22 protein-coding genes are annotated in these 26,149 nt (G+C 71.9%); 8 read left to right on the plus strand and 14 right to left on the minus strand.

Annotated elements, in window-relative coordinates; all coding sequences use genetic code 11:
- The 3 genes from ACFY8U_RS26060 to ACFY8U_RS26070 all read left to right on the plus strand — a co-directional run.
- Nucleotides 1–663 (plus strand): acyl-CoA dehydrogenase family protein (locus ACFY8U_RS26060; protein WP_389574192.1); only part of this gene is annotated, 663 nt, incomplete at its 5' end.
- 44 nt (nucleotides 664–707) lie between these two features.
- On the plus strand, nucleotides 708–1,493 hold the full coding sequence (locus tag ACFY8U_RS26065) for an electron transfer flavoprotein subunit beta/FixA family protein (protein WP_389574194.1): 786 nt from the start codon (nucleotides 708–710) through the stop codon (nucleotides 1,491–1,493).
- Between the two features lie 33 nt (nucleotides 1,494–1,526).
- Nucleotides 1,527–2,483, plus strand: a complete 957-nt coding sequence (locus tag ACFY8U_RS26070; protein ID WP_389574196.1) for an electron transfer flavoprotein subunit alpha/FixB family protein — start codon at nucleotides 1,527–1,529, stop codon at nucleotides 2,481–2,483.
- A 71-nt stretch (nucleotides 2,484–2,554) separates the two neighbouring features.
- On the opposite strand, the gene ACFY8U_RS26075 is transcribed toward ACFY8U_RS26070, so the two are convergent.
- The 4 genes from ACFY8U_RS26075 to ACFY8U_RS26090 form a co-directional block, all read right to left on the minus strand.
- Nucleotides 2,555–2,950, minus strand: coding sequence for a hypothetical protein (locus tag ACFY8U_RS26075; protein ID WP_361441289.1), 396 nt, complete (start codon nucleotides 2,948–2,950; stop codon nucleotides 2,555–2,557).
- Nucleotides 2,951–3,071: 121 nt separating this feature from the next.
- Complete coding sequence (locus ACFY8U_RS26080; protein WP_361441286.1) at nucleotides 3,072–3,785, minus strand: TetR family transcriptional regulator; 714 nt, start codon at nucleotides 3,783–3,785, stop codon at nucleotides 3,072–3,074.
- A gap of 83 nt (nucleotides 3,786–3,868) precedes the next feature.
- On the minus strand, nucleotides 3,869–4,630 hold the full coding sequence (locus ACFY8U_RS26085; protein ID WP_389574198.1) for an SDR family NAD(P)-dependent oxidoreductase: 762 nt from the start codon (nucleotides 4,628–4,630) through the stop codon (nucleotides 3,869–3,871).
- Nucleotides 4,631–4,693: 63 nt separating this feature from the next.
- Complete coding sequence (locus ACFY8U_RS26090; RefSeq protein ID WP_389574201.1) at nucleotides 4,694–5,848, minus strand: acyl-CoA dehydrogenase family protein; 1,155 nt, start codon at nucleotides 5,846–5,848, stop codon at nucleotides 4,694–4,696.
- 133 nt (nucleotides 5,849–5,981) lie between these two features.
- On the opposite strand from ACFY8U_RS26090, the gene ACFY8U_RS26095 reads away from it, so the two are divergent.
- Complete coding sequence (locus tag ACFY8U_RS26095; RefSeq protein WP_361441277.1) at nucleotides 5,982–6,587, plus strand: TetR/AcrR family transcriptional regulator; 606 nt, start codon at nucleotides 5,982–5,984, stop codon at nucleotides 6,585–6,587.
- A 135-nt stretch (nucleotides 6,588–6,722) separates the two neighbouring features.
- Here the strand turns inward: ACFY8U_RS26095 and ACFY8U_RS26100 are convergent, their stop codons facing one another.
- From ACFY8U_RS26100 to ACFY8U_RS26125, 6 genes are all read right to left on the minus strand, one after another.
- The gene (locus tag ACFY8U_RS26100; protein ID WP_389574205.1) at nucleotides 6,723–7,937 is read right to left on the minus strand and encodes a GNAT family N-acetyltransferase; all 1,215 of its coding nucleotides are present in this window, start codon (nucleotides 7,935–7,937) and stop codon (nucleotides 6,723–6,725) included.
- Nucleotides 7,938–7,970: 33 nt separating this feature from the next.
- The gene (locus ACFY8U_RS26105) at nucleotides 7,971–9,107 is read right to left on the minus strand and encodes an XdhC family protein (RefSeq protein WP_389574207.1); all 1,137 of its coding nucleotides are present in this window, start codon (nucleotides 9,105–9,107) and stop codon (nucleotides 7,971–7,973) included.
- A 43-nt stretch (nucleotides 9,108–9,150) separates the two neighbouring features.
- Nucleotides 9,151–10,617 carry an NCS2 family permease gene (locus ACFY8U_RS26110; RefSeq protein WP_260225838.1) on the minus strand — a complete coding sequence of 489 codons (1,467 nt, stop codon included), beginning with the start codon at nucleotides 10,615–10,617 and terminating at the stop codon, nucleotides 9,151–9,153.
- A 290-nt stretch (nucleotides 10,618–10,907) separates the two neighbouring features.
- Complete coding sequence (gene pucD / locus ACFY8U_RS26115; protein WP_389574210.1) at nucleotides 10,908–13,307, minus strand: xanthine dehydrogenase subunit D; 2,400 nt, start codon at nucleotides 13,305–13,307, stop codon at nucleotides 10,908–10,910.
- Between the two features lie 2 nt (nucleotides 13,308–13,309).
- Complete coding sequence (locus ACFY8U_RS26120; protein WP_361441262.1) at nucleotides 13,310–13,912, minus strand: (2Fe-2S)-binding protein; 603 nt, start codon at nucleotides 13,910–13,912, stop codon at nucleotides 13,310–13,312.
- Between the two features lie 2 nt (nucleotides 13,913–13,914).
- Entirely contained in the window at nucleotides 13,915–14,805 is an 891-nt protein-coding gene (locus ACFY8U_RS26125; protein ID WP_389574213.1) for an FAD binding domain-containing protein, read from the minus strand.
- Nucleotides 14,806–15,190: 385 nt separating this feature from the next.
- Here ACFY8U_RS26125 and ACFY8U_RS26130 point away from each other — a divergent pair, with 385 nt between their 5' ends.
- Both ACFY8U_RS26130 and ACFY8U_RS26135 read left to right on the plus strand, forming a co-directional pair.
- A complete protein-coding gene (locus ACFY8U_RS26130; protein WP_389574216.1) occupies nucleotides 15,191–16,882 on the plus strand; it encodes a PucR family transcriptional regulator in 1,692 nt (563 codons plus the stop codon).
- A 789-nt stretch (nucleotides 16,883–17,671) separates the two neighbouring features.
- Nucleotides 17,672–18,460, plus strand: a complete 789-nt coding sequence (locus ACFY8U_RS26135; protein WP_361441253.1) for a hypothetical protein — start codon at nucleotides 17,672–17,674, stop codon at nucleotides 18,458–18,460.
- Between the two features lie 82 nt (nucleotides 18,461–18,542).
- Here ACFY8U_RS26135 and ACFY8U_RS26140 read toward each other — a convergent pair whose 3' ends face one another.
- A complete protein-coding gene (locus ACFY8U_RS26140; protein ID WP_389574219.1) occupies nucleotides 18,543–20,165 on the minus strand; it encodes a WD40 repeat domain-containing protein in 1,623 nt (540 codons plus the stop codon).
- 138 nt (nucleotides 20,166–20,303) lie between these two features.
- A complete protein-coding gene (locus ACFY8U_RS26145; protein WP_389574222.1) occupies nucleotides 20,304–21,215 on the minus strand; it encodes a GntR family transcriptional regulator in 912 nt (303 codons plus the stop codon).
- Nucleotides 21,216–21,364: 149 nt separating this feature from the next.
- On the opposite strand from ACFY8U_RS26145, the gene ACFY8U_RS26150 reads away from it, so the two are divergent.
- Both ACFY8U_RS26150 and ACFY8U_RS26155 read left to right on the plus strand, forming a co-directional pair.
- Complete coding sequence (locus ACFY8U_RS26150; RefSeq protein WP_389574225.1) at nucleotides 21,365–22,222, plus strand: (2Fe-2S)-binding protein; 858 nt, start codon at nucleotides 21,365–21,367, stop codon at nucleotides 22,220–22,222.
- 204 nt (nucleotides 22,223–22,426) lie between these two features.
- Nucleotides 22,427–23,485, plus strand: coding sequence for a DUF2637 domain-containing protein (locus ACFY8U_RS26155; protein WP_361441241.1), 1,059 nt, complete (start codon nucleotides 22,427–22,429; stop codon nucleotides 23,483–23,485).
- Nucleotides 23,486–23,519: 34 nt separating this feature from the next.
- On the opposite strand, the gene ACFY8U_RS26160 is transcribed toward ACFY8U_RS26155, so the two are convergent.
- Together ACFY8U_RS26160 and ACFY8U_RS26165 are read right to left on the minus strand one after the other, a co-directional pair.
- Nucleotides 23,520–23,924, minus strand: a complete 405-nt coding sequence (locus ACFY8U_RS26160; RefSeq protein WP_389575015.1) for an ATP-binding protein — start codon at nucleotides 23,922–23,924, stop codon at nucleotides 23,520–23,522.
- Between the two features lie 79 nt (nucleotides 23,925–24,003).
- Nucleotides 24,004–25,989: a calcium-binding protein gene (locus ACFY8U_RS26165; protein WP_389574229.1), complete on the minus strand. Its 1,986-nt coding sequence runs from the start codon at nucleotides 25,987–25,989 to the stop codon at nucleotides 24,004–24,006.
- Nucleotides 25,990–26,149: the final 160 nt, after the last annotated feature.

Below are 26,149 nucleotides of genomic sequence, written 5' to 3' on the forward strand. Positions count from 1 at the left end.
GCCGGCGTCAGCGAGTACTACACGGTGATGGCCGTCACCGACCCCGACAAGCGCTCCAAGGGCATCTCCGCCTTCGTCGTGGAGAAGAGCGACGAAGGCGTCTCCTTCGGCGCCCCGGAGAAGAAGCTCGGCATCAAGGGCTCCCCGACCCGCGAGGTCTACCTCGACAACGTCCGCATCCCCGCCGACCGCATGATCGGCGCCGAGGGCACCGGCTTCGCCACCGCGATGAAGACCCTGGACCACACCCGGATCACCATCGCCGCCCAGGCCATCGGCATCGCCCAGGGCGCCCTCGACTACGCCAAGGGCTACGTCAAGGAACGCAAGCAGTTCGGCAAGCCGATCGCCGACTTCCAGGGCGTGCAGTTCATGCTCGCCGACATGGCCATGAAGCTGGAAGCCGCACGCCAGCTCACCTACGCCGCCGCCGCCAAGTCCGAGCGCGTCGACACCGACCTCACCTTCTTCGGCGCCGCGGCCAAGTGCTTCGCCTCCGACGTCGCCATGGAGGTCACCACCGACGCCGTCCAGCTCCTCGGCGGCTACGGCTACACCCGCGACTACCCCGTCGAGCGCATGATGCGCGACGCCAAGATCACCCAGATCTACGAAGGCACCAACCAGGTCCAGCGCATCGTCATGGCCCGCAACCTCCCGTAATCGCCCGTCACCTGCCCGCTTGATCGCTTGAAAGGAGCCAGGCCGTGACCCTGAGGATCGCTGTCTGTGTGAAGTACGTACCCGACGCGACCGGCGACCGCGGTTTCGCCGACGACCTGACGGTCGACCGCGACGAGGTCGACGGCCTGCTGTCGGAGCTCGACGAGTACGCCGTCGAGCAGGCGCTGCGCATCTCGGAGGAGTCCGACGACGCAGAGGTCACCGTCGTCACCGTCGGCCCGGACGACGCCAAGGACGCGCTGCGCAAGGCGCTGTCGATGGGCGCCGACAAGGCCGTCCATGTCAACGACGACGACATCCACGGCACCGACGTGATCGGCACCTCCGCCATCCTCGCCAAGGCCCTGGAGAAGACCGGTTTCGACCTGGTCATCTGCGGCATGGCGTCGACCGACGGCACGATGGGTGTGCTGCCTGCGCTGCTCGCCGAGCGGCTGAGCCTCCCGCAGGTCACCCTCCTCTCCGAGGTCTCGATTGAGGGCACCGTGGTGAAGGGCCGCCGGGACGGCGACGCCGCCACGGAGCTGATCGAGGCCCCGTTGCCCGCCGTCGTCTCGGTCACCGACCAGTCGGGCGAGGCGCGTTACCCCTCCTTCAAGGGGATCATGGCCGCCAAGAAGAAGCCGGTCGAGGAGCTGGACCTGGACGACCTCGGCATCGACGCCGACGAGGTCGGCCTCGCCGGGTCCTGGACCCTGGTCGAGTCGGCCACCGCGCGCCCGGCCCGTACCGCGGGCACGATCGTCACCGACGAGGGCGACGGCGGCAAGCAGCTCGCCGCGTTCCTGTCCGCCCAGAAGTTCATCTGACCCACCGTCACTAACGTTCAGGAGCAAGGAATCATGGCTGAGATCCTGGTTCTCGTGGACCACGCCGACGGTGCGGTCCGCAAGCCGGCGCTCGAACTGCTCACGCTGGCCCGCCGGCTGGGCGAGCCGACGGCCGTCGTGCTCGGCGCCGGCGAGGCCGCCGCGTCGATCGCCGCCACCGCCGGTGAGTACGGCGCGGCGACCGTGTACGTCGCGGACGGCGCCGAGTTCGCCGACCAGCTCGTCGTGCCGAAGGTCGACGCGCTCACCCAGATCGCGAAGGACAAGGGCGTCGCCGCCGTTCTGGTGACGTCGTCGGGCGAGGGCAAGGAGGTCGCGGCTCGTGTCGCACTGCGTCTCGGCTCGGGTCTGATCACCGACGCCGTGGAGCTTGAGGCCGGTGCCGACGGCCCGGTCGCGACCCAGTCCGTCTTCGCCGCCTCGTACCAGGTGAAGTCGCGGGTCTCGCACGGCGTGCCGGTCATCACCGTCAAGCCGAACTCCGCCGCCCCGGAGGCCGCCCCGGCCGCCGGTACGGTCGAGAACGTCACCGTCGCCTTCACCGGCAACGCCGCCACGGTGGTCTCGCGCACCCCGCGCGTCTCCACCGGCCGCCCCGAGCTGACCGAGTCCGCGATCGTGGTCTCCGGCGGCCGTGGCGTCGGCGCGGCCGAGGGCTTCGAGGTCGTCGAAAAGCTCGCGGACTCGCTCGGTGCGGCTGTCGGCGCCTCGCGTGCCGCCGTCGACGCCGGCTGGTACCCGCACTCCAACCAGGTCGGCCAGACCGGCAAGCAGGTCTCGCCGCAGCTGTACATCGCGGCGGGCATCTCCGGCGCGATCCAGCACCGCGCGGGCATGCAGACCTCGAAGACGATCGTGGCCGTCAACAAGGACGCGGAGGCTCCGATCTTCGACCTGGTGGACTACGGCGTGGTCGGTGACCTCTTCGAGGTCCTGCCGCAGCTGACGGGCGAGATCGGCGCACGGTAGGGCCGGTCCTTCAGCAAACGGAAGCGGCCCGGTGGCACTCTGTGCCACCGGGCCGCTTCATCGTGTTCTGATCAGATCCAGCCGTCGAGGGGGACCTCTTCGCAGAGCCGGACGACCGGCTGCCCTGCCGCGGCCGGGCGGGCGGAGAGTCTGACGCGGACGCCGGGGCGTACCGCGTGCGGGGGCCCGTCGACGCGGCACCGTACGACGAAGCCCTCGGCCATGTGCACCGGCCAGAGGTCGTTGTCGGCCGCGGCGACCCCGCGGCGCACGGAGATCACGCCCTCGCCCTCGCTGCGTTCGGGGGCCAGGTCGGTCGACCCGCAGGTCGGACAGAGCAGGCGCTGGAAGGTCGTGGTGTGGCACCAGCGGCAGAGCTGGTAGTAGAGCTCGGCGCCGTCGGCCGATTCCTCGGCCCGGACGGCGGTGCTCCCGTTCCTCAGTGCTACGGACCCGGTGTGGAACACGATGCGTTCTCCTTGCACTCGGCGGCTCGACCGTGCATGGAGCAAAGATATGGCACTGAGTGCCATCAAATAAAGACCTGAGTTCCCTCAATTGAAGATACTGAGATCCCTCAGCCGTCTCTCAGCTCTCGCCGAGGCTCGATTCGACCTCGCGCACCACACGCCACATCGGCGTCGACCGCTTGGTGATCACCACGACGATGTCCTCGGCCTCCTCGCCGTGGCCGGCACCGCCCCCCTCGCTCCCCTCGCTCCACGTGTCGCGGACGAACTCCAGGGCCCGGTCCACCTCGGCCAGCGGATCGCCCTCGCCGCCCGAGCGCAGCCAGTGCCGGAGCGTGTGGTTGTGCGCGGCGACCACGGCGGCGGCGACCACGTTGGCCCGCAGGGTGCCGTCGCGCCGGTCGGCGTAGCGGGTCCGCAGATAGTCGCCGAGGGTCTTCTCGTACCGCCAGACGACCGACAGTTCGTACGTCCGCAGGCCCGTCACCTCACGGGTGAGGCGGTAGCGCTGGACGGAGAAGGTGGGGTTCTCGGCGTACATCCGCATGACGAGGCGGGTGGCGTCGCAGACCCGAGTCAGCGGGTCGTCGGCGTCCCCGCTCGCGGCGAGGAACGCGGTCATGTCGGCGAGGCTCTGCTCGTGGTCGGGGAAGACCACGTCCTCCTTCGACGGGAAGTACCGGAAGAACGACCGGCGGCCGACCCCGGCGAGGGCGACGATGTCGTCGACGGTGGTCTGCTCGTACCCCCGCTCCAGGAAGAGCTGGAAGGCCGCGGCGATGAGGGAGTCCCGCATCGCGGGCTTCGCGGAGTTCGTCGAGGCTGTTCCCATGGCCAGAACCTAACATCCGGCGGAGGGAACGCGGCACTTGGTGCCAGCTTTCACCGGCACCAAGTGCTCTCTGGACGGGAGTGTCAGCGGGCCGCCATCCGGAGGGCGCCGTCCATCCGGATCGTCTCCCCGTTCAGGTAGTCGTGCTCGGTGACCATCGTGACGAGCCTGGCGTACTCGTCCGGGCGGGCCAGGCGCTGCGGGAAGGTGACGCTCGCGCCGAGCCCGGCGCGGATCTCCTCGCTGAATCCGGCCATCATCGGGGTGTCGACGATGCCGGGGGCGATGGTGACGACCCGGATGCCGAACTGCGCGAGGTCACGGGCGGCGGTGACGGTCATACCGGCGACACCCGCCTTGGAGGCGGCGTACGCGATCTGTCCGACCTGCCCCTCGAAGGCCGCGATCGACGCGGTGTTGACGACGAGGCCGCGCTGACCGTGCTCGTCCGGCTCCTGACGGGCGATGACCTCGGCGGCCAGCCGCATCACGTTGAACGTCCCCAGCAGGTTGACGTTCAGGACGGTACGGAACAGGTCGAGGTCGTGCGGACCCTTGCGGCCCAGGACGCGGGCGGAGGGGGCGATGCCCGCGCAGTTGACGGCGAGCCGCAGCTCCACGCCGTCGGCCTCGATCCGGGCGAGCGCCTCGCGGACCGGCACCTCCTCGGTGACGTCGGCGGCGAGCAGGATGACGCCCTCGGGCAGGGGCCCGGCCGCGGCGACGGCCTTGTCCAGGTCCAGGCCGTAGACGGTGGCGCCACGGGCGGCGAGTGCGGCGGCGGTGGCGGCGCCGAGACCGGATGCGGCGCCGGTGACGAGCGCGGCGGAGCCGGCGGTGTCCATGGAACTCCTCGAAACGTCAGCGGGAAATCAGCGGGAGGGAGCGGGCGTGGGCCAAGGAGGGCGTCAGAGGACGAGCCCGCGGCTGATGACCAGCCGCTGGATCTGGTTGGTGCCCTCGAAGATCTGCATGATCTTGGCCTCGCGCATGTAGCGCTCGACCGGGAAGTCGCGGGTGTAGCCGTACCCGCCGAGGACCTGGACGGCGTCCGTGGTCACCTTCATGGCCGCGTCGGTCGCGGTCAGCTTGGCCACGCTGGCCTGCCGGCTGAACGGGCGGCCGAGGTCGCGCCGGCGGGCCGCGTCGAGGTAGGTGGCGCGGGCGGAGTCGACGGCGGCGGCCATGTCGGCCAGGAGGAAGCCGAGCCCCTGGTGGTCGACGATCTTCCGGCCGAAGGTGGTGCGCTCGTTGGCGTACGCGACGGCGGCGTCGAGCGCGGCCTGTGCGAGGCCCGTGGCGCAGGCGGCGATGCCGAGGCGGCCGGAGTCGAGCGCGCTGAACGCGATCTGGAGGCCCTGGCCCTCGTCGCCGATGAGCCGGTCGGCGTCGAGCAGCGCGCCGTCCCAGTGGGCAGAGGTGGTGGGGACGGCCTGGAGGCCCATCTTCCGCTCGGGCTTGCCGAAGGAGAGGCCCTCGGTCTCGCCGGGGGCCAGGAAGCAGGAGATGCCGTGGCTGCCGGGGGCCGTACGGGCGAAGAGGGCGTAGAAGCCGGCCTTGCCGCCGTGGGTGATCCACGCCTTGGTGCCGGTGACGCGGTACGCGGCGCCGTCCGGGCCTTCGTCCACGCGCTCGGCCTTGCAGGCCAGGGCGGCCGCGTCGGAGCCCGCCTGGGGCTCGGAGAGGCTGTAGCCGCCGATGGTCTCGCCGGCGAGCATCGCCGGGAGCCAGCGCTCCTTCTGCTCCGGGGTGCCGAAGGAGTGCAGGGGGTGGCAGGCCAGGGTGTGGACGCTGGTGGCGACGGCGACGGCCGCCCAGCGTGCCGCCAGCTCCTCGAGGACCTGGAGGTACACCTCGTACGGCTGGCCTCCGCCGCCGTACTCCTCGGGGTAGGCGAGGCCGAGCAGTCCGGCCCGGCCGAGCGTGGCGAACAGACCCTCGGGATACGTCTCTGCGGCCTCGTGCTCGTCCACCCGGGAAGAGAGCTCCTTGTCGGCGATCTCCCGGGTGAGGGCGATGAGGTCCGCTGCCTCGGGGGTGGGAAGCAGGCGGTCGACATCCATGGCGACTCCATTGACACTCAGCCACTCAGTATCCGTTGTAACGGTACTGCGGGCGGTACGGCAGTACCACTTAGCGTAGCGCAGAAGGGGTCTGCCGTAACCCCTGGAACGGGCCGACCGGCATACTGTTCGGGTGATCGACACTCCAGCCGCCGGCGCCCCCAAGCTGACGGGCCGTGGCGCGGCCCGCCGGTCCGCCCTCTTCGAGGAGCTGGTGGAACTCCTCGTGGGAGAGGGTTTCGCCCAGCTGACCCTGGACGATCTCGCGGCCCGGCTGCGCTGCTCCAAGCGCACGCTGTACGGCCTGGCGGGCAGCAAGGAGCAGCTCGTCCGGGCGGCCGTCGTCCACTTCTTCCGGCGCGCGACCACCCGGGTCGAGGCGGTCCTCGCGGCGGAGCAGGATCCGGCGGAGCGGCTGGCCGCGTATCTGCGGGCGGTCGCGGCGGAGCTGGCTCCGGTCTCCCCTCAGTTCTTCGACGACGTCGCGGCCTTCGAACCGGCCGCCGAGGTCTACGAGCGCAATACGCGCGCGGCGGCCGGGCGGGTGCAGCAGCTGATCGAGGAGGGCGTGCGCGCGGGCGTCTTCCGCGAGGTCCATGTGAGGTTCGCGGCCGATGTCATCGCCTCGGTCATGGTCCGCATCCAGCAGCGGCAGGTCGCGGCGACGACGGGCCTGGCGGACGCGGAGGCGTACGGACAGCTGGCCGAGCTGCTTCTGAACGGCCTCCGCAAGAGCTGAGAGCGCCCCTCGCCGTGCCCCGGGACGTTCCGGCGCTCCGAAGCCGGTGAACCGACCCCGGCCTCCCGGCCCCCGGCGAACCGATACCGGCCCTCCGACTTCCCGGCGGACCGACCCCGGCGTACGGGGCCCGGCCTAGAACTCGTCGTCGGTGTGCGGCAGTCGGGGTGTGCGCAGCGCGGTGTCGAACGTGGCCGCCGCGCCCGGTGTGTGCTCCTCGACCAGGCCCGCGGCGACCAGGTCCACGACCTTCGTACCGCCGAGGTAGCAGGCTGCCAGGTCCTGTACGCCGAAGGAGAGGTCGACCGGGTCGCCCGTCGGCTCGTACTGCGCCCCCTCCGGGCCCGACGAAAGGCGGAAGCGGCCGGAATTGGCCGGAAGGCGGCTGTCGTGCACTTCCAGGACGAGATCGACGGCGGCGACCCAGCCTCGGGCCGTGAGCGCCGCACGGACGTCGATCAGCCGCACCCACAGCGCGGGGAACTGGCCGGTCACACGGACCTGGTCGCGGTCCGCGGCGAAGAGCAGCAGCGGGTCGTCGAGCGGCCGGCCGCAGGCGCGGACGGTGCCGGTCAGGTCGATCGAGGCGAGGTACCGCCAGAGGGCGGCGGACACGGCCGGGGTGTCGGCCTCCAGCTCGTCGACACGGACCAGGCCGGGGGTGTGGGTGTCCTCGTCCTCGCCCTTGGTGCGGTAGACGGCGTATCCGGCGACGGGGTCGCCGAGGGCGACGATCCGGGGCGGGGAGAGCTCGTCGTCCTCCTCGTCCTCGTCGGCGAGCCACTCCCCGCTCCAGCGCTCGTCGTCCCGCGCGATCCGGCCGGCCCGGTCGGCGCGCGTGGCCTCGAAGCAGGGCCCGACGACGTCCGGCGCGTCGGCCGGGTCGATCAGCCGCAGAGGGCGCTCGTCGGGGTCGATGCGCAGGGCGAGGGGACGCCGTGAGTCGATCTCGACGGTGACGCCCTGGGTGGCGGGGCCGAAGCCGAAGCGGCCGTAGATGGCGTCCTCGGAGGCCCAGAGCGCGGCGATCGGAACGGCGCGCTCGGCGGACCGGCGGAAGAGCTCGGCGAGCAGGGCGGAGAGCACGCCACGACGCCGGTGAGTCGGGGCGACGGATACGAACGTCAGGCCGGGGCAGGGCAGTTCGCCGCCGGGCACGGAGAGCGTGAAGCGGTGGGCGGCGACGAAGCCGACGAGCGTCTCGCCGTCGTACGCCCCGATCCGCTCGCAGGGGAGCAGCAGGTCGCGGTGGTGCTTGCGCTGCTCCTCCTCGTGACGCTCGTGGAAGACGAGGTACGCGAGTTCGAGGGCGCGGTCGAGATGCGCTTCGGGTACGTCACGAATGTCCATGTTCCGGACCCTAACCGCCGGGTGGACTTCCGCTCAGGCGACGGAACCTATCCGGCCATCGGGGGCGCGCGGTCCGTCGTGGTGGATCGGAGTGTGCGCGCCGGTGAGGGAGACGCCGGTGCCGCCGCGGCGGGCGGCGACGATCTCGGCGGCGATGGACACGGCCGTCTCCTCCGGGGTTCGGGCGCCGAGGTCGAGCCCTATCGGGGAGCGCAGGCGGGCGAGTTCGAGCTCGGTGACACCGACCTCGCGCAGCCGCTTGTTGCGGTCCTCGTGGGTGCGGCGGGAGCCCATCGCGCCGACGTAGGCGACGGGCAGCTTCAGGGCGGCTTCGAGGAGCGGGACGTCGAACTTGGCGTCATGGGTGAGCACGCAGAGGACGGTCCGCCCGTCGACCTCGGTCGACTCCAGGTAGCGGTGCGGCCAGTCGACGACGATCTCGTCGGCCTCGGGGAAGCGCGCCGGCGTCGCGAAGACGGGCCGGGCGTCGCAGACGGTGACGTGGTAGCCGAGGAACTTGCCGACCCTGACCAGGGCGGAGGCGAAGTCGATGGCACCGAAGACGATCATGCGCGGGGCGGGGACGGAGGACTCGACGAGGAGGGTGAGCGGCTGTCCGCAGCGGCTGCCGTCCTCGCCGATCTCGACGGTCCCGGTGCGGCCCGCGTCCAGCATGGCCAGGGCCTCGCCGGCCGCGGTCCGGTCCAGCTCGGGGTGGCCGCCGAGGCCGCCCTCGTACGATCCGTCGGGACGGACGAGGAGCGCCCGGCCCATCAGGTCGGAGGGTCCGGAGACTATCCGGGCGAGGGCCGCAGCCTCCCCCGAGACGGCGGCGGCCAGGGCGGCGGAGAAGACCTCGCCGCGCACCGGGGTGACGAGGATGTCGATGATTCCGCCGCACGTCAGCCCCACGGCGAAGGCGTCCTCGTCGCTGTATCCGAAGCGCTCGAGGACGGTTTCGCCGTCTTCGATGGCCTGTCGGCACAGGTCGTAGACCGCGCCCTCCACACATCCGCCGGAGACCGAGCCGATCGCCGTGCCGTCGCTGTCGACGGCGAGCGCGGCGCCCGGCTGCCGGGGCGCGCTCCCGCCGACCGCCACGACGGTGGCGACGGCGAACGTGCGTCCCTGCTCGACCCACCGGTGCAGCTCTTCGGCGATGTCCAGCATCTCGAACTCCTCGATACGTGTGTGGAGGGCGACGTTACGGGCGTCAGCTGACGCCCAGCCAGCTCTCGATCGGATGGATGGCGAAGAACACGATGAAGATCGCGGTCAGGCCCCACATGAAGGCGCCGACTTCGCGCGCCTTGCCCTGCGCCGTCTTGATGACGGCGTAGGAGATGACACCGGCCGCGACACCCGTGGTGATCGTGTACGTGAACGGCATCAGGACCACGGTGAGGAACACCGGGATCGCGACGGACCGGTCGCTCCAGTCGACGTGCTTGGCGTTCTGCATCATCATCGCGCCGATGACGACCAGGGCGGCGGAGGCGACCTCGGCCGGCACGATCGCGGTGATCGGGGTGAAGAAGAGGCAGGCGGCGAAGAACGCGCCCGTGACGACGGAGGACAGACCCGTACGGGCACCCTCGCCGACGCCGGTCGCCGATTCGACGAAGACCGTCTGGCCGGAGCCGCCGACGCCGCCGCCGATGACACCGCCGGCACCGTCGATGAACAGGGCCTTGGAGAGGCCGGGCATCCGGCCCTGGGAGTCCGCGAGCTTGGCCTCGGAGCCGACACCGATGATCGTGGCCATGGCGTCGAAGAAGCCGGCGAGCACCAGGGTGAAGATGATCATGGTGATCGTGATGTAGCCGACGTCGCCCCAGCCGCTGAAGGACACCTCGCCGATGAGCGAGAAGTCCGGCGTGGAGACGGCGCTGCCGCTGAGCTCCGGCGGGCCGGAGAACCAGGCCTTGGCCGGCAGGTCGCCGACGGCGTTGACGATCGCGGCGATGACCGTGCCCGCCACGATGCCGATCAGGATGGCGCCGGGCACGTTGCGGGCCTGGAGCGCGAAGATCAGCAGCAGGGTGAAGGCGAAGATCAGGACGGGCCAGCCGGCCAGCTCACCGGCCGGGCCGAGGACGACCGGGCCACCGCCGGGCGAGGGGTTCTCGTGGACGAAGCCGGCCTTGACGAAGCCGATCAGCGCGATGAAGAGGCCGATGCCGATGGTGATCGCGTGCTTGATCGCCAGCGGGATCGCGTTCATGATCATCTCGCGGAGGCCGGTGACCACCAGGAGGCAGATCACGGCACCGTAGGCCACACACATGGCCATCGCCTGCGGCCAGGTCATGACGGAGATGACCTGCGAGGAGAGGACACCGGAGACGCTGAGCCCGGCCGCGAGGGCGAGGGGGACCTTGCCCCAGAAGCCCATCAGCAGGGTCGTCGCCGCGGCGGCCAGTGCGGTCGCCGTGATGAGGGCGGGCTGGCTGAGGACGTTGCCGTCCACATCCTTGCCGCCGAGGATCAGGGGGTTGAGCAGGAGAATGTACGCCATCGCCATGAAGGTGGTGACGCCGCCGCGGATCTCCGTCGCGACGGTGGATCCTCTCTCCGAGATGTGAAAGTACCGGTCGAGCCAAGAACGGCCGGCGGGGACGTTGGAGCCGGAGCCCGCGTCCTCCGAGGCGGTCTTGGGCTCCACTGACGACTGGGTCATGGGGCCTACTCCCAAGGTTCAAAGGGGCACCCGCATAAGACTTTCCGAAGGTCAGACAAGCTGCGGGATTTGGGATGCTGCGTGGGCTGCACGACCCGGGGGACGGCCCGAGACGAACTTTGATGAATCAGGTCAATCTGGTGCTGCTCGGCACTGCTGGTGGTGCTGGTGGTGCTGGTGGTGCTCGGTACTGCTGGTGGTATCGGTGAGCGGTGATACCGGGGGCTGCTCCGGGCGGTGCGGGCGGGGAAGTGTGACGTTCCTGGGAGGAACGCACCGCCCGGAGAGTTCTAGAGGGTGCCGGTGAGCGCCTCGGGGCGGACCGGCGTCTTGTTGAGCTCCAGGCCCGTCGCCGCCCGGATCGCCGCGAGGACGGCCGGGGTCGACGAGAGGGTCGGGGCCTCACCGATGCCGCGCACTCCGTACGGGGCGTTCGGGTCCGCCAGCTCGAGGTAGTCGACCGGAATGGTCGGCGTGTCGAGGATGGTGGGGATGAGGTAGTCCGTGAAGGAGGGGTTGCGCACCTTCGCGGTCTTCGGGTCGACGATGATCTCCTCCATCACCGCGACGCCCAGGCCCTGGGTGGTACCACCCTGGATCTGACCGACGACGGAGAGCGGGTTGACCGCCTTGCCGACGTCCTGGGCACAGGCCAGTTCGATGACCTTGACCAGGCCGAGCTCGGTGTCGACCTCCACCACCGCGCGGTGCGCGGCGAAGGCGTACTGGACGTGGCCGTCGCCCTGGCCGGTGACGAGGTCGAAGGCCTGGGTGGGACGGTGCCGCCACTCCTCCTCGATCTCCACGGCCTGGTCCTCGAGGACGTCCGCGATGGAGGCGAGGGCCTCGCCGCCGTCGGTGACGACCTTGCCGCCCTCCAGGAGGAGTTCGGCGTTGGCCCACGCGGGGTGGTACGAGCCGAACTTGCGCCGGCCGATCTCCAGGACCTTCTCGCGGACGAGCTCGCAGGAGTTCTTGATGGCGCCACCGGTCATGTACGTCTGGCGGCCCGCGGAGGTCGAACCGGCCGAACCCACCTGGGTGTCGGCGGGGTGGATCGTGACCTGCTGGACGCCGAGCTCGGTGCGGGCGATCTGCGCGTGGATCGTCACGCCGCCCTGGCCGACCTCCGCCATCGCGGTGTGGACCGTGGCGACGGCCTCACCGTTGATGACCTCCATACGGATCTTGGCGGTCGAGTAGTCGTCGAATCCCTCGGAGAAGCCGACGTTCTTGATGCCGACGGCGTAGCCGACGCCCCGCACCACGCCCTCACCGTGCGACGTGTTGGAGAGACCGCCCGGCAGCGCGCGGACGTCCGCGCCCTCGCCCGCGGTCTCCCACTGGCGCTCCGGCGGCATCGGGCGGGCCTTGACCCGGCGAAGCAGCTCGGCGACGGGGGCCGGGGAGTCCACGACCTGGCCGGTCGGCATGATCGTGCCCTGCTCCATGGCGTTGAGCTGGCGGAGCTCGACCGGGTCCATGCCCAGCTTCGCCGCGAGCTTGTCCATCTGGGCCTCGTAGGCGAAGCAGGCCTGGACCGCGCCGAAGCCGCGCATGGCGCCGCAGGGCGGGTTGTTGGTGTAGAGGCCGATCGCCTCGATCTCCACGTCCTCCACGACGTACGGGCCGACCGAGAGGGAGGAGGCGTTGCCGACGACCGAGGCCGTGGACGAGGCGTACGCCCCGCCGTCGAGCACGATCTTGCACTTCATGTGCGTGAGCTTGCCGTCCTTGGTGGCACCGTGCTCGTACCAGAGCTTCGCCGGGTGCCGGTGGACGTGCCCGAAGAAGGACTCGTACCGGTTGTAGACCATCTTGACCGGCTTGCCGGTGCGCAGCGCGAGCACGGAGGCGAGGATCTGCATCGAGATGTCCTCGCGGCCGCCGAACGCGCCGCCGACGCCGGCCATCGTCATGCGGACCTTGTCCTCGGGCAGGCCGAGGCAGGGGGCGATCTGCTTGAGGTCCGAGTGCAGCCACTGGGTGGCCACGTACAGGTCGACGCCGCCGTCCTCGGCGGGCACGGCGAGGCCGGACTCGGGGCCGAGGAACGCCTGGTCCTGCATGCCGAAGGTGTACTCGCCCGTGACGATGACGTCGGCCCGCTTGGCGGCCTCGTCGGCGTTGCCGCGGATGATCGGCTGGCGGTGCACGATGTTGGGGTGCGGGACATGACCGGAGTGGTGGTCGTCGCGGTTCTCGTGGACCAGGATCGCGTCCGGAGCGAGGGCCGAGGCCTCGTCCGTGATGACCGGGAGCTCCCGGTACTCGATCTTGATCTTCGCGGCGGCGCGGCGGGCGGTCTCCGGGTGGTCGGCGGCCACGAGGGCGACCGGCTCACCGTGGTGACGGACCTTGCCGTAGGCGAGGACCGGGGTGTCCTGGAACTCCATGCCGTAGTTCTTCGCGGCCGGCAGGTCCTCGTGCGTCAGGACGGCGTAGACGCCGTCCATCGTGAGGGCCTCGGAGGTGTCGATGGACAGGATCTCGGCGTGCGCGACCGTGGAGCGCAGGATCTGGCCCCACAGCATGTCCTCGTGCCACATGTCCGAGGAGTACGCGAACTCACCGGTGACCTTGAGGGTGCCGTCCGGGCGGAGGGTGGACTCCCCGATGCCGCCCTTGACGTGGTTCTGTGTGACCTCGGTGGGCGTACCCACCGGAACGGTGCGTGTGTTCTGAGCCATCGTCAGACCGCCTCTCCCTGACGCTCCTGGCGAGCGGCCGCGAGGCGGACCGCGTCGAGGATCTTCTCGTAACCCGTGCAGCGGCAGAGGTTGCCGGAGAGCGCCTCGCGGATGTCCGCGTCCGTCGGGGACGGGTTGCGCTCCAGCATCTCGTCGGCCGCGACCAGCAGACCGGGGGTGCAGAAACCGCACTGCACGGCACCGGCGTCGATGAACGCCTGCTGGATCGGGGACAGTTCGACGCCCTCGCCGGTCTGCGAGTCGCCCGGCTTGGCCTGCCACCGCTGGGCGGCGTCCAGGCTGGTGCCGCAGCCGCCGGCGCCACAGGCGCCGCCCGGGTGGGCGTCCTCGCGGTGCTGTGCGTAGTCCGCCAGACCCTCGACCGTGACGACCTCGCGGCCCTCGGCCTGACCGGCGGCGACCAGACAGGAGCAGACCGGCACGCCGTCGAGACGGACGGTGCACGAGCCGCACTCGCCCTGCTCGCACGCGTTCTTGGAGCCGGGCAGGCCCATCCGCTCACGCAGAACGTAGAGGAGGGACTCGCCCTCCCAGACGTCGTCGGCTTCCTGCGGACGACCGTTGACCGTGAAATTGACGCGCATGGTTATGCAGCTCCCTCAAGCGTGCGGCCGGTGCCGCGGTACTGCTCCCAGGTCCAGCCGAGCTGGCGGCGGGCCATGATGCCTACGGCGTGGCGGCGGTACTTGGCGGTGCCACGGACGTCGTCGATCGGGTTGGCGGCGCCCGAGCAGAGCTCCGCGAACTGCTTGGCGATCGACGGCGTGATGATCTTGCCGCTCTCCCAGAAGCCGCCCTCCTCCAGAGCCGCGTTCAGGAAGGCCTCGGCCTCCTTGGCGCGGATCGGGGTCGGCGCGGCCGAACCGATGCCGGTGCGGACCGTGCGGGTCTCCGGGTGGAGCGCCAGGCCGAAGGCGCAGACCGCGATGACCATCGCGTTGCGCGTGCCGACCTTGGAGTACTGCTGCGGGCCGTCCGCCTTCTTGATGTGGACGGTCTTGATGAGCTCGTCGGGCTGCAGCGCGTTGCGCTTCACGCCCGTGTAGAACTCGTCGATCGGGATGAACCGGTTGCCACGCACCGACTCGACCTCGACCTCGGCACCCGCCGCGAGCAGCGCGGGGTGCGCGTCACCGGCGGGGGACGCGGTTCCCAGGTTGCCGCCGACGCCGCCGCGGTTGCGGATCTGCGGGGAGGCCACGGTGTGCGAGGCGAGCGCGAGGCCCGGCAGCTCGGCCCGCAGGTTCTCCATGATCTGGGTGTACGGAACGGAAGCGCCGAGGCGGACGTCCTCCTCGCCGACCTCCCACTCGCGCAGCAGCTCGATTCGGTTCAGGTCCAGGAGGTACTCGGGACGCCGGTGGTCGAAGTTGATCTCGACCATGATGTCGGTACCACCTGCGATGGGCACGGCCGTGGGGTGCTCGGCCTTGGCGGCGAGCGCCTCCTCCCAGCTGGCGGGGCGAAGGAAGTCCATGGTGGCTCTCTTCTAGTGCTTCTAGTGATCGGGGGTCGGTCGGTCTGACGGGCCCGGGGGGACGGCCGGCCCTCGACTTCGAATTCATGTTCACGTGCTGTTAACGCGATGTGTGGCCTAGTACACAAGGCCTGCCCGCCGGGGTGCAGTCACCGAAAACATGAAGGAGTTGGCTGGTGACCTTGTTCGTCTTGTAGATTCGAACGAACGGCGGTACTCGGCAACCTCGCCGTTTCCCCCTGGAAACAGCGGCACCTGGCCACCGACGACAACGCGACAGTCTTCGGACCGGTCGGACGTGCCGTCGGCTCCGGGGGAGCGCAACGGGCGAGTACCCGCGAAAGTGACAGACGAGTGACGGACGAGAAGGAACGGCGGCAACGAGATGCGGCTGCGCGCACTGCTGGAAACCGACGCGCTGGGGCTGCGCCTGCTCGGTGGTGAGGACGAGCTGGACCGCACCGTCCGTGGCGTGATGACGACGGACCTCAAGGACCCCAGCCGGTATCTGTCCGGCGGCGAGCTGGTCCTCACCGGCCTCGCCTGGCTCCGGGACCCCGAGGACGCCGAACCGTTCGTCCGGATCCTGGCCTCCGCCGGGGTGGCCGCGCTCGCGGCCGGCGAGGCGGAGCTCGGGGACATCCCCGACGATCTCGTACAGGCGTGTTCTCGCCATCGGCTGCCGCTGTTCGCAGTCAACGAGACCGTTGCGTTTGCGACGATCACCGAACATGTTGTTCGACAGGTGTCCGGTGAACGGGCGGGCGACCTGGCTGCGGTCGTCGACCGCCACCGTCGGCTGATGACCTCCGGTCCGGCGGGCGGCGGGCCCGAGGTCGTTCTGGACCTCCTCGGCTCCGACCTGGACCTCCGGGCCTGGGTGCTCTCCCCCACCGGCCGCCAGATCGCCGGCGCGGGCGAGCCCCTGGAGCCCTCGCTCGCCGCGACCCTGGCCGGCGAGCACCTGGCGGCGACGAGGACCGGACGGCGCGGCCCGCACCGGCTCAGCGCCGCCGGAACCACGTACTCCCTCTTCCCTATCCGCAACACCGGGCGCGGCGCGGCGCCCGCGGTGCGTGACGTACGGGAGACCGTGCTGTCCGACTGGCTGCTGGCCGTCGAGGCCGACGCGGGCGACTGGCCGGCGGCCCGCCTCGACCTGCTCCAGGGCGTCACGCAGCTGATCGCCGTCGAGCGTGACCGGCGGGACGCGGCCCGTACGGTACGGCGCCGGCTCGCGCAGGAGGTCCTGGAGCTGGTCCAGACGGGCGCCGCCCCCGCCGAGATCGCCGCGCGTCTGCGGGTCGCCGCCCCGGTGCTGCTGCCGGGCCTCGGGACCGCCCCGCACTGGCAGGTCGTCGTCGCCCGCGTCGAGTGGGACGCGGAGGGCGGGCAGAGCCCGGTGGAGACCGGTCCGGTCGCCCAGGCGCTCCTTGAGGAGATCCTCGTCGACCCGTCGACCGTGGGCCCCGAGTCCACCGACCGGATCGCGGTCGCCCACCACGGGGACGAGGCCATCGCGCTGGTGCCGCTGCCCGCGGGCCCGCTCCCCGACAGCGAGGACGAGGGCACCGCCGGCATCGGGCTGCACGCCGACGCGCTGCTGGCGACCGTACGGGACCCCCTGTCGTCCGGTCTCGCCGACGACGGCCGGCTCACGCTCGGCGTCAGCGCCGCCGTCCACTCGGCGGAGGGCCTGCGCGGCGCCCTGGAGGAGGCCCGGCACGCCCGTCGTGTCGCCGCCGCCCGCCCGGGCCGCGTCTGCGCCGCGGGCCACCACGAGCTCGCCTCGCACGTGCTGCTGCTGCCGTTCGTCCCGGACGACGTCCGCCGCGCCTTCACGGCGCGCCTGCTCGACCCGCTGCGCGACTACGACCGCCGCCACCGCGCCGAGCTCATCCCCACGCTGGAGGCGTTCCTCGACTGCGACGGCTCCTGGACCCGCTGCGCGACCCGGCTTCACCTGCATGTGAACACCCTGCGCTACCGGGTGGGCCGGATCGAGCAACTGACGGGCCGCGACCTGTCGCGTCTGGAGGACAAGCTCGACTTCTTCCTGGCACTGCGCATGAGCTGACCCCTCGGGGCGCAAGGGGCCGGACGCGCGGACCCGAGGCGGGTGCGCGGGGGCGCGCGAGTCGGGTCCGGGCGGGCGGACCCGGGGCATGTCGGGGCCCGGGGCGCACGGGGTCCGGGGCCTTGGCGCCCGGGCGCAGGGGGGCCGCGGCACCCGGGGCCGGGACGCACGGGCCCATGGGCCCGTGAGGGCAAGTGGGCCGTGAGGCGCGTGGGCCCGCGAGGGCCGCGAGGCCCGTCAGGCCGTGGGCCCGCGAGGTCCGTGGGCTCGCGAGGCCCGTGGGCTCGCGAGGCCCGTGAGGTCCCCGTGGGCAGGCGCGGGCGCGAGGCCCGCGTGAGCCCGCGAGGGCCGGGAAGGCCGCGGGCCCGCGAGAGCCGGGAGGGCCGAGGGCGTGGGGCGCGGGCGCTCGCCCGCCCGGCGCCCGGGCCGGGTGGGCTGCGGGTCACTCGCGTGGCTCAGGCGGCCGGGGAATCCGGGGCCGTCACCCGAAGGGATCATGGCGGGATTCATCTCTTCGGGGGAACGCGGGCTCGAGCGGTACGGAAGGTGCCGAGGCCCTGGCGGGGCGGCGGCCGACGCGCCGTGGCGCCGCCCGGAGGCAGGCCACAGGCGGAGCTGATCGGCCACCGTGCCATGCCGAACGCACGCGTCCGCATAGCGGTCAAGGTCCAGTACTTGTGAAAAGTTTCACCTGACCCCTTGGCCAGCGCCACGCGTTCGTGCTGAGATGCGGGCCTGACTCAACAGCTCAATGGCGCGCTCGGGGAGGGCAATGTGGCGGACACCGCCATGTCTGGTTCCGAAACAACGGGTGGCGACGATCCGTCCCTTGGCTACGGCGGGGCGACCCCGATGGAGACGGCCATATGGCGTCTCCGCTCGCGCGGCTGCTGGACGGACGCCGCTGCCCTGCTCACGCCCCGCGCGGCGGAACCGGCGGCGGCGCTGGAACGGGCGGCCCTGCTGATCGAACGGTGTCTGTACACCGAACAGGGGTGGGCGGACGCCGAGGAGGCGCTCAGGGCGGCCGAGGCCGTGGCCCAGACGGACGAGGAGCGAGGGGCGGCCGCGTGTGAACGCGGCTATCTGGCCTACGCGTCGACACTGCTCGGCGTCCGCGACCGGGCCGACGAGGCGACCGCCGCGCTCGGGCGGGCGGCGGCGCTGATCAGCCCCGGGGGCGAAGGGCGCCCACTGCTCGACTACCGGCGCGGACTCATGGCGCAGAACCTCGGAGACTCGCCCCAGGCCGCCCGCGCCGCCTACCGTCGCGCCCACGCTGGCGCGACGGCCCAGGGGGACGAGCTACTGCTCTCCTCCACCTGGCGCCACCTCGCCGGACTCGCTTTACGGGAAGGCGAGTTGGCGGAGGCACGGCACGGCTTCGCCGAGTCCCTCCGCATCCGTGAGGAGCTCGGCTATCTGGTCGGCACGGCCCCGGCCCTGACGGCCCTCGCCGACACGGAGACGGAGCCCGAGGCGGGCCGCCTCCGGGCGGAGGCCGCCCGTCTGTTCCGCCTCCTGGGCGGCGTACCGACCTGGCTGGCGGCCCAACTGACGCCTCGGCCGGCGATCTGACGGAGCGTCCGAACAACCGAGAGGGTGGGCGGAGAGGGATCCGCCCACCCTTCGCCAAGCGCACGACAGACATGACGTACCGTCACCTCGCCCTGCCCGTCCCCCGATCCAGGCAGAGCAGCCCCTCCTCCATCCCCACCACCAGCGCCCCGTCCGGCGTGAGGGCCACCGCGCGGACCGGCGGTCCGGGGCGGAAGGTACGGCGGGAACGGGTGTCGAGGTCGTGGAGTTCGACCAGACCGTCCGCCCAGGCGATCGCGAGCGAGGGGCCCTCGGCGGTCTCGGTGGCGTACAACGACACGACCGCGGCCCGGCGTTCGGCGATCGGTGCCGGGTCGGGGTCCTGGCCCGGGATCCAGCGGCGGACCGTGCCGTCGAGGCCGCCGCTGCAGAGGAACGGCGTGGCCGTCTCGACCGCCGTCACGGCCGTGACGCGGCCGCTGTGCAGCGCGGCCTGATGAATGCCCGTCAGGCCGAAGGCGTGGACGGAGCCGAGCCGGTCACCGACCACCACCGAGCCGCTGATCGCCGCGAGAGCGCTGCCCGGGTGCCGGGCGAGGGTCGCCGCGACGGCCGTCGTGAGCCGCTCCAGATAGGGCGGCCGGGGCCCGGGCCCGGGGACGGGTTGCAGCCGGCCCCGCTCGTCCAGGAGCAGCACCGTGCCGTCCGGCGCGGGCGCCAGCGCCTTGACCCGGCCGCCCGAGGGGGTCCGCAGGGGTTCGCCCGCGGGGGTCGCGTCGGCCGCGTCGAGCAGCCGCACCTCGTCCGTCGTCCCCGCGACGAGGAGGCGGTCGCCGATCGCGCCCAGGGCCGTGACCGGCCCCGGCCAGGGCGGGGTCAGGTCGCCTCGTACCCGGGTCCACCGCACCCGCCAGGGCGCGTCGGCGGCGAGGGCGCGCAGCGCGGGACGGAGCCGGGGGTCCGCCCCGTCGCCGAGCGCGCCGAGCAGGACGACGGCCCGGTCCGCCGGGTTCTGGTCGCGGCAGAGGGACTGGCCGGCGCGCAGCCAGGCGGACCGCAGGCCGCCGCGGTCGTCGCCGGGGCCGGTGGCGTACACGGTGGTGACGCGCAGCGGGTCGACCGTGCACACGGCGACGGGGTCGGCCAGATCGACCGCGTGGCGCGCCTCGTACGGCTCCGAGGGCGTCCCGTGCCCCGACTCCCCCTGCTCGGCGGCCTCGTGGGCCTCCTCCGCCGTCTCGACGTCCCCGTCGAGGTCCACGACCGTGACGCGGCGGTCGGCGAGGAGGGCGTACGACGGCGTTCCCGTACAGGTCTCCACGACGAGCCGGACGCGGCCCGACGCGGCGAGCTCCCCGATGAGTTCGGCGATCGCCTCCGGCTCGGCGGCGGCGTGGAGGTCCGGCAGGACGAGGGCCGCGCGCCGTGCCTCGGTGGTGGCGACGGCCTGGACGAGTTCGCCGGGCGTCCTGGCCACCACACCGAGCCGGTTGGCGATCGTCCAGGCGGCGCCGAGCGCGCACTGGCCGGTGAGCGGGATCAGCTCGCGCGCCGCACGCCGGCGGCGGGCGCCGGGGCGGGTCCCGTGAGCGGCGAGCCAGGAGAGCAGGGCGGACTTGCCCCGGCGGGGGCCACCGACGACCAGGCAGAGGCGCGGGGCCTCCGGGTCGGTGAGCCAGCCGAGCAGGGCCGCCGCCTCGGCCTCCGTACCGGCGGGGCGGTCTCCGCGGACGGATCCGGTCACGGGCACCTTCCCCGTGCCGGGGAAGGAGTCGCGGACGGCATGGGACACCTCACGGACGGCGCTCTACGGGCGGGACGACGGCAACAGCCAACGGCGGCAAGGGCCAAGGGCACCGGCCGACGGCACTGACCTTAGTCGTCACTCCGCCGATCCGGTGAAATGCTCTCTGACAAGTGACTGCACGACGGTGACATCCTGGGCGATCAGGGCGTCGAGGAGGGCGGTGTGTTCCGCCGCGTCCGCCACGAGGTCGCCGTGCCGGGTCACCGGGCCGCTCACGAGGGGCCACTGGGAGCGGCGGTGCAGATCGTCGGCGACGGTGAGGAGCTGCTCGTTCCCGGCGAGGGAGAGGACGGCGCGGTGGAACGCACGGTCGGCCTCGGCGTAGTGGGCGCGGTCGCCGCGGGCGGCGGCGGCACCGGTGGCCTCGGCGAGCGGCCGCAGCTCGGCCCAGCGGGCGGCCGGGACCGTGCGGGCGAGGCGGAGCATGATCGGGATCTCGATGAGCGCGCGGACCTCGGCGAGCTCGGCGAGCTCGCGGGGGGTGCGTTCGACGACCCGGAACCCGCGGTTCGGCACGACCTCGACCGCACCCTCGATCGCGAGCTGCTGCATGGCCTCGCGCACGGGGGTCGCGGAGACGCCGAAGCGCTCGGCGAGGACGGGGGCGGAGTACACCTCGCCGGGGACCAGCTCGCCGCCGACGAGGGCGGTGCGCAGGGCCTGGAGGATCTGGCCCCGTACGGAGTGGCGCTGGACGGTACGGGGGGTGGCGAGGCCGGGCGCGGCCTGCTCGCCGCGAGAGGGCTGGCCGCGGGTGAGCTCCCCGTGGACGGGCTCCCTATGGGTGAGCTCCCTGGGGGTGGGCTCCCCGTGGACGGGCTCCCTGTGGGTGAACTCTCCGTGGGTGAGCTCCCTGCGGGTGAACTCTCCGTGGGTGTGTTCACCACGCGCCGGCTCGCCGCGCGTCTGTTCCGGGACCCGTGCCGCGCCGTCGTGCGGCGGGAGCGGACGGTCGGCCGCCCGCTCGCGCGCTCTGCCCTGCTCCACCCGGGTCCTCCTGCGGGGTCGTGCCGGGCCTGGCATGCGATACCGAGGCCCCGTGTGCACCATAGGCGGACAGGGCTGCAGTTCAAACATCGAGAGCATCGGGTAAGGTAAGGCTAACCTGCTAACGATCGCGATTCGGTGGTCCCCGTATGGCCCTCCCCGCCCTGCTCCCCGCCCCGTTCACCTCCCCTGTCGCGGCCTCGTACGCCCGCCTCGGCGAGGTGTTCCCCGGCCTGCGGGTAGAGGAGCTGGAGAGTGGCGAGCAGTCGCCACGCGGGGCCGGCTGGGTCGGCGCGGACGAGCTCGCGGCCGGCGGTGCCGCCCTTGACGCCTTCCTCGCCTGGGACAACGCCCAGGTCCTGCGTGACTACGGGCAGCAGGCCCGCCCCGACGTGGTCGCGAGCTTCGGACTGCACCGGTACGCCTGGCCCGCCTGCCTCCTGGTCACCGTCCCCTGGTTCCTGCATCGCAGGGTCCCGCGGCTGCCCGTCCGGAACGTCGCCTTCCAGCGGGCCCTCGGCCGGATGTCCGTCCGGATCGAGGAGTTCGCCTGCCTGCCCGACGACCCCGCCGCCGCCCTGCCCGGCGCCCGGGTCGTCCCGGACGAGGAAGCGCTGCGCGCCGAGGTCAGGGACGCCCTCGCCGAGCACTTCGAGTCCGTTCTGGCCGGCTTCGGGCCGCGGATGCGGCGCGGCAAGCGGGCGCTGTGGGGCATGGCGACGGACGAGATCGTCGAGGGACTCTGGTACGTCGGGGCACTGTTCGGCGAGGAACCGCGGGCCATGGCCGAGCTGGAGCTGCTGCTGCCCGGCACGGCCAAGCCGTACGCGGGATCCGCAGGCTTCCGCGAGCTCGCCGGCGCCGAGGCGCCCGACGGAACGCCCCGCATCACCCGGGACCGCGCGGCGTGCTGCTTCTTCTACACGCTGCGCCCCGAGGACACCTGTCTGACGTGTCCGCGTACGTGTGACGCCGAGCGGGTCCGCAGGCTCACCGAAGCCGCCTGACCGCCTGACGGATTACGCCACTCGTACGGGTGACGTGAATCGAACACAACTCTCTTGCTCCGTGCGGTCGTTCGACCAGATCGCACCTATTCGTATGCCGTCCGGCCTCATTGGCGTGCTCTTGCCGCGAAACCCCTTGGGCGGCCTCCGGGGTCGGCCAGTATGGGCGGCCGAAACGCCCTACTGCGATGCAAGGGACACCGCATGAGACTGACCGACATATCGCTGGACTGGCTGCTTCCGGGTGGCGTCATGGTGGCCGGAGTCCTGACGGCGGTGGCGGTGCTCGCGCGCGGCAAGCGCGCCGGTGACCAGGCCGCGGCGGACGACTCCTGGGAGCGCAGTGAGGAACGCCGCCGACGCAAGGAAGCGATCTACGGAACCGCCTCCTACGTACTGCTCTTCTGCTGCGCGGCCGTGGCCGCCGCGCTCTCCTTCCACGGCCTGGTCGGCTTCGGCCGGCAGAACCTGAACCTCACCGGGGGCTGGGAGTACCTCGTCCCGTTCGGCCTCGACGGCGCGGCGATGTTCTGCTCGGTGCTCGCGGTGCGCGAGGCGAGCCACGGTGACGCGGCCCTCGGCTCGCGGCTCCTGGTGTGGACGTTCGCGGGCGCGGCCGCCTGGTTCAACTGGGTCCACGCTCCCCGGGGTCTGGGCCACGCGGGCGCCCCGCAGTTCTTCGCGGGCATGTCCCTCTCGGCAGCGGTCCTCTTCGACCGGGCCCTGAAGCAGACCCGCCGGGCGGCACTGCGCGAGCAGGGCCTGGTGCCCCGCCCGCTGCCGCAGATCCGGATCGTACGGTGGCTGAGGGCGCCCAGGGAGACCTTCGCGGCCTGGTCGCTGATGCTCCTGGAGGGTGTACGGACCCTGGACGAGGCGGTCGACGAGGTCCGTGAGGACCGGCGCGAGAAGGAACAGAACCGGATGCGCAGGCGCGAGCGGGAGAAGCTCGACCGGGCCAGGATCAAGGCGATCAACCGCCAGCACCGGGCCTTCGGCCTGGGTCGCGGGGGCCGTCAGGTCGAGGTGCCGGCCCTGAACTCCGGCGCGGGCTCCGCGACGCCGTCCGTGGGGACGGCCGTCGCGGAGCCCGCCATAGCGGACCCCGGACAGCTGCCGCTTCGACACCGGCCCTCCCTCCAGGCCGTGAAGGGTACTGAGCCACGGACGGTGGACCTCACCGCCGAGGACGACACCCAGACGCTGCCCCGGCTCGACTCGCTGGAGCGCAAACTGAAGGACCTGGAGCAGCAGTTCGGCTAAGACGCCGACGCGAACGGTGGGGCGGCGTGAGCACTCACGCCGCCCTGCCGTTCAGCTCGAACCACACGACCTTGCCCACACCGTGGGCCTCCACGCCCCAGGAGTCGGCCAGCTCCTGGACCAGGACCAGACCCCTGCCGTTCGTACCGTCGTCGGCGATCGGTACGCGCGGCTCGGGGACGGCCGAGACGAAGTCACGCACCTCGACCCGGAGGTTGTCCGGGACGACGGTCGCGGTGACCACGGCGCCGTGATCGGTGTGGACCAGCGCGTTGGTGACGAGTTCGCTGATGAGCAGCTCCGCGACGTCGGAGGCGCCCGGTCCGCCCCAGGTGCGCAGCATCTTGCGCAACGCATGGCGCACCTCCGGCACCGCGGTGAGATCCTCGCATCCCACCTTTCTCAGCAGTTGAGTCGGCTGTCGCGCCTCCCCGGCCATAACCCCCACCCACATGTCGGCACACATCTCCTCGAACAGGCTCACGGAGATGCATGCCCCACCGACCGGCCCGCATTCATCAAGGGCAGCTGTTGCGGGTGTCGCCGGTGTCGGTGGAGCAGTAGTCGAAGCCGGTCCCGCCATAGGCGGCGTCGTTGCCGGTGACGCCGTCGCGGGTGTCGAGGTTGTCGTTGCCGGCGTCGCCGTTGAGGCGGTCGTTGCCGCTCTGGCCGATGAGGCGGTCCGCGCCGTTGCCTCCGTTGACCAGGTCGTTGCCGGGTCCGGCGTACACGGTGTCGTTGCCGCCGCCGGCGTTGACGGTGTCGCTGCCGCTGAGCGCGCAGATGACGTCGTTGCCGAAGGTGCCGTTGAGCGTCTCGTAGCTGCTGGTGCCGATGATCGTGCAGCCGCGGGCGTTGTTCACCGTGGTGGCGGCGTTGGCGTTGTTGTTGCCGGGCACGGGGTCGGTCTCGACCGCCGCCGTCGCCACCCAGTCCGTCAGGGTGCCGGTGGCGCGCGGCTCCGCGACCACCGTGACGGTGGCCGAGGCGCCGGGGGCCAGGTTGCCCAGCGGACACGTCATCGTGGTGGGGTTGACGGTGCACGGCCCGCCCTGGCTGGGCGAGGCCGACAGCAGGGTCCCGGAGCCGCCGGTGAGCGTGTCGGAGACCGAGACCGCGGTGGCGGTCGCCGTCGCGCTGTTGTTGGTCACCCGGACCGTGTACGTGGCCTGGTCACCGATGCTGATCGTGCCGGGCCCGGTCTTCGTCACCGAGAGGTCCACGCTGGGCGGCGGGGGCGTGCCGGTGACCGAGTAGCGGGCCACCGCGTGGTTGTCGCTGCCGTTGCCGGCGACGACGATCCTGCCGTCGGTCTGCAGGGCCACCGCGCGGCCCTCGTCCCAGTTGCCCTCGAAGTCGGTGGTCACCCGGCCGTCACCGCCGAAGTCGGTGTCCAGGGACCCGGCCGTGGTGAAGCGGGCGAGTGCGAAGTCGCCGTTGGCGACGCCCGCGACGACGATCCTCTCGTCGTCCTGCACCGCCATGTCGTGGCCCGTGGCGCCATTGCCTCCGAAGCCGGTGGTCACCGTGCCGTCACCGCCGAAGGTCGGGTCCAGGTCGCCGTTCCCGTCGTAACGGGCCACGGCGAACTGCGAGTTGACACCGGTCCCGTGGGACCCGGCGGCGACGATCTTGCCGCCGGCCACCAGTTCCACGCCCTCGACCGAATTGCCGAACGGGGTGGACACCAGGCCGTTGTCACCGAAGGTCGCGTCCCGACCGCCGAACTCCATGTAGAGACGTACGAGCCCGAATCCGGCGGGGCTGGAGCCGGCCGCGATGATCGTGCCGCCGCCGGACACGGTGAGGGCGTGGATCGCCGAGTTGCCGCCCGGGAACGGGAAGACGGCCTTGCCCGAGTTGTCTTCACCGAAGATGTCGAGGCCCCCGGAGGGGGTGAGGCGGGTCACCATGGCGTCGCCGTCGAAGGTGCCGCCGATGAGGATGTTGTCGTCGAGACCCATCATCACCGCGTTGCCGGTGGTGGGGACGGTCTCCCCGAAGCTGGTGACGACCTTGCCGTCGCCGTCGAAGGTGGTGTCCAGGGAGCCGTCCGCGCGGTAACGGGCCACCGCGAGCTGGGGCCGCCCCGTGTCGGTGTCGCTGCGGCCCACGGCGACGATCCCGCCGCCCCCCAGGGTCAGGGCGTGGGCCTCGTCGTCGGTGGAACCGCCGAAGTCGGTGCGAACGATGCCGTCCCCGCCACCGAACGTGGTGTCCAGAGTGCCGTCGGCGTTGTAGCGCACCAGGATGAAGTCGTTGGGGCCGTCGAAGTCGAAGCCGGTGCCCAGCGTGACGATCTTGCCGTCAGGCTGGATCACCACGTCCCGGCTGTCCTCGATGGCGGCGGTGTCGGTGATGACCTTGCCGTCGCCGCTGAACGTGGGATCGAGGTCGCCCGGGGCGGCGGCGGCCGCTCCGGACAGGCTCAGTACGAGGGCGAGTCCTGCGGCACTCGCCGCGGCGATGCGCCCGGTCCGGCGCCGTGGGGAGATCAGAGGCATGCGCGACCACTCCGTCTGTCGATACCTGGGGGCCCACAGCGTGGTGGGCACACCCGGGGGCCGGCTCGAGGCCGGGCCGTGGTGCGCCCACTGGGACCCGGGGTTGCACCCCGGGGGGTGACAGAGCGATCACCCGAACAACCGCACTCCGCGTACGGAG

Origin of the sequence: Streptomyces sp. NPDC012508, from assembly GCF_042902595.1 — a bacterium.
Lineage (GTDB): Bacteria > Actinomycetota > Actinomycetes > Streptomycetales > Streptomycetaceae > Streptomyces.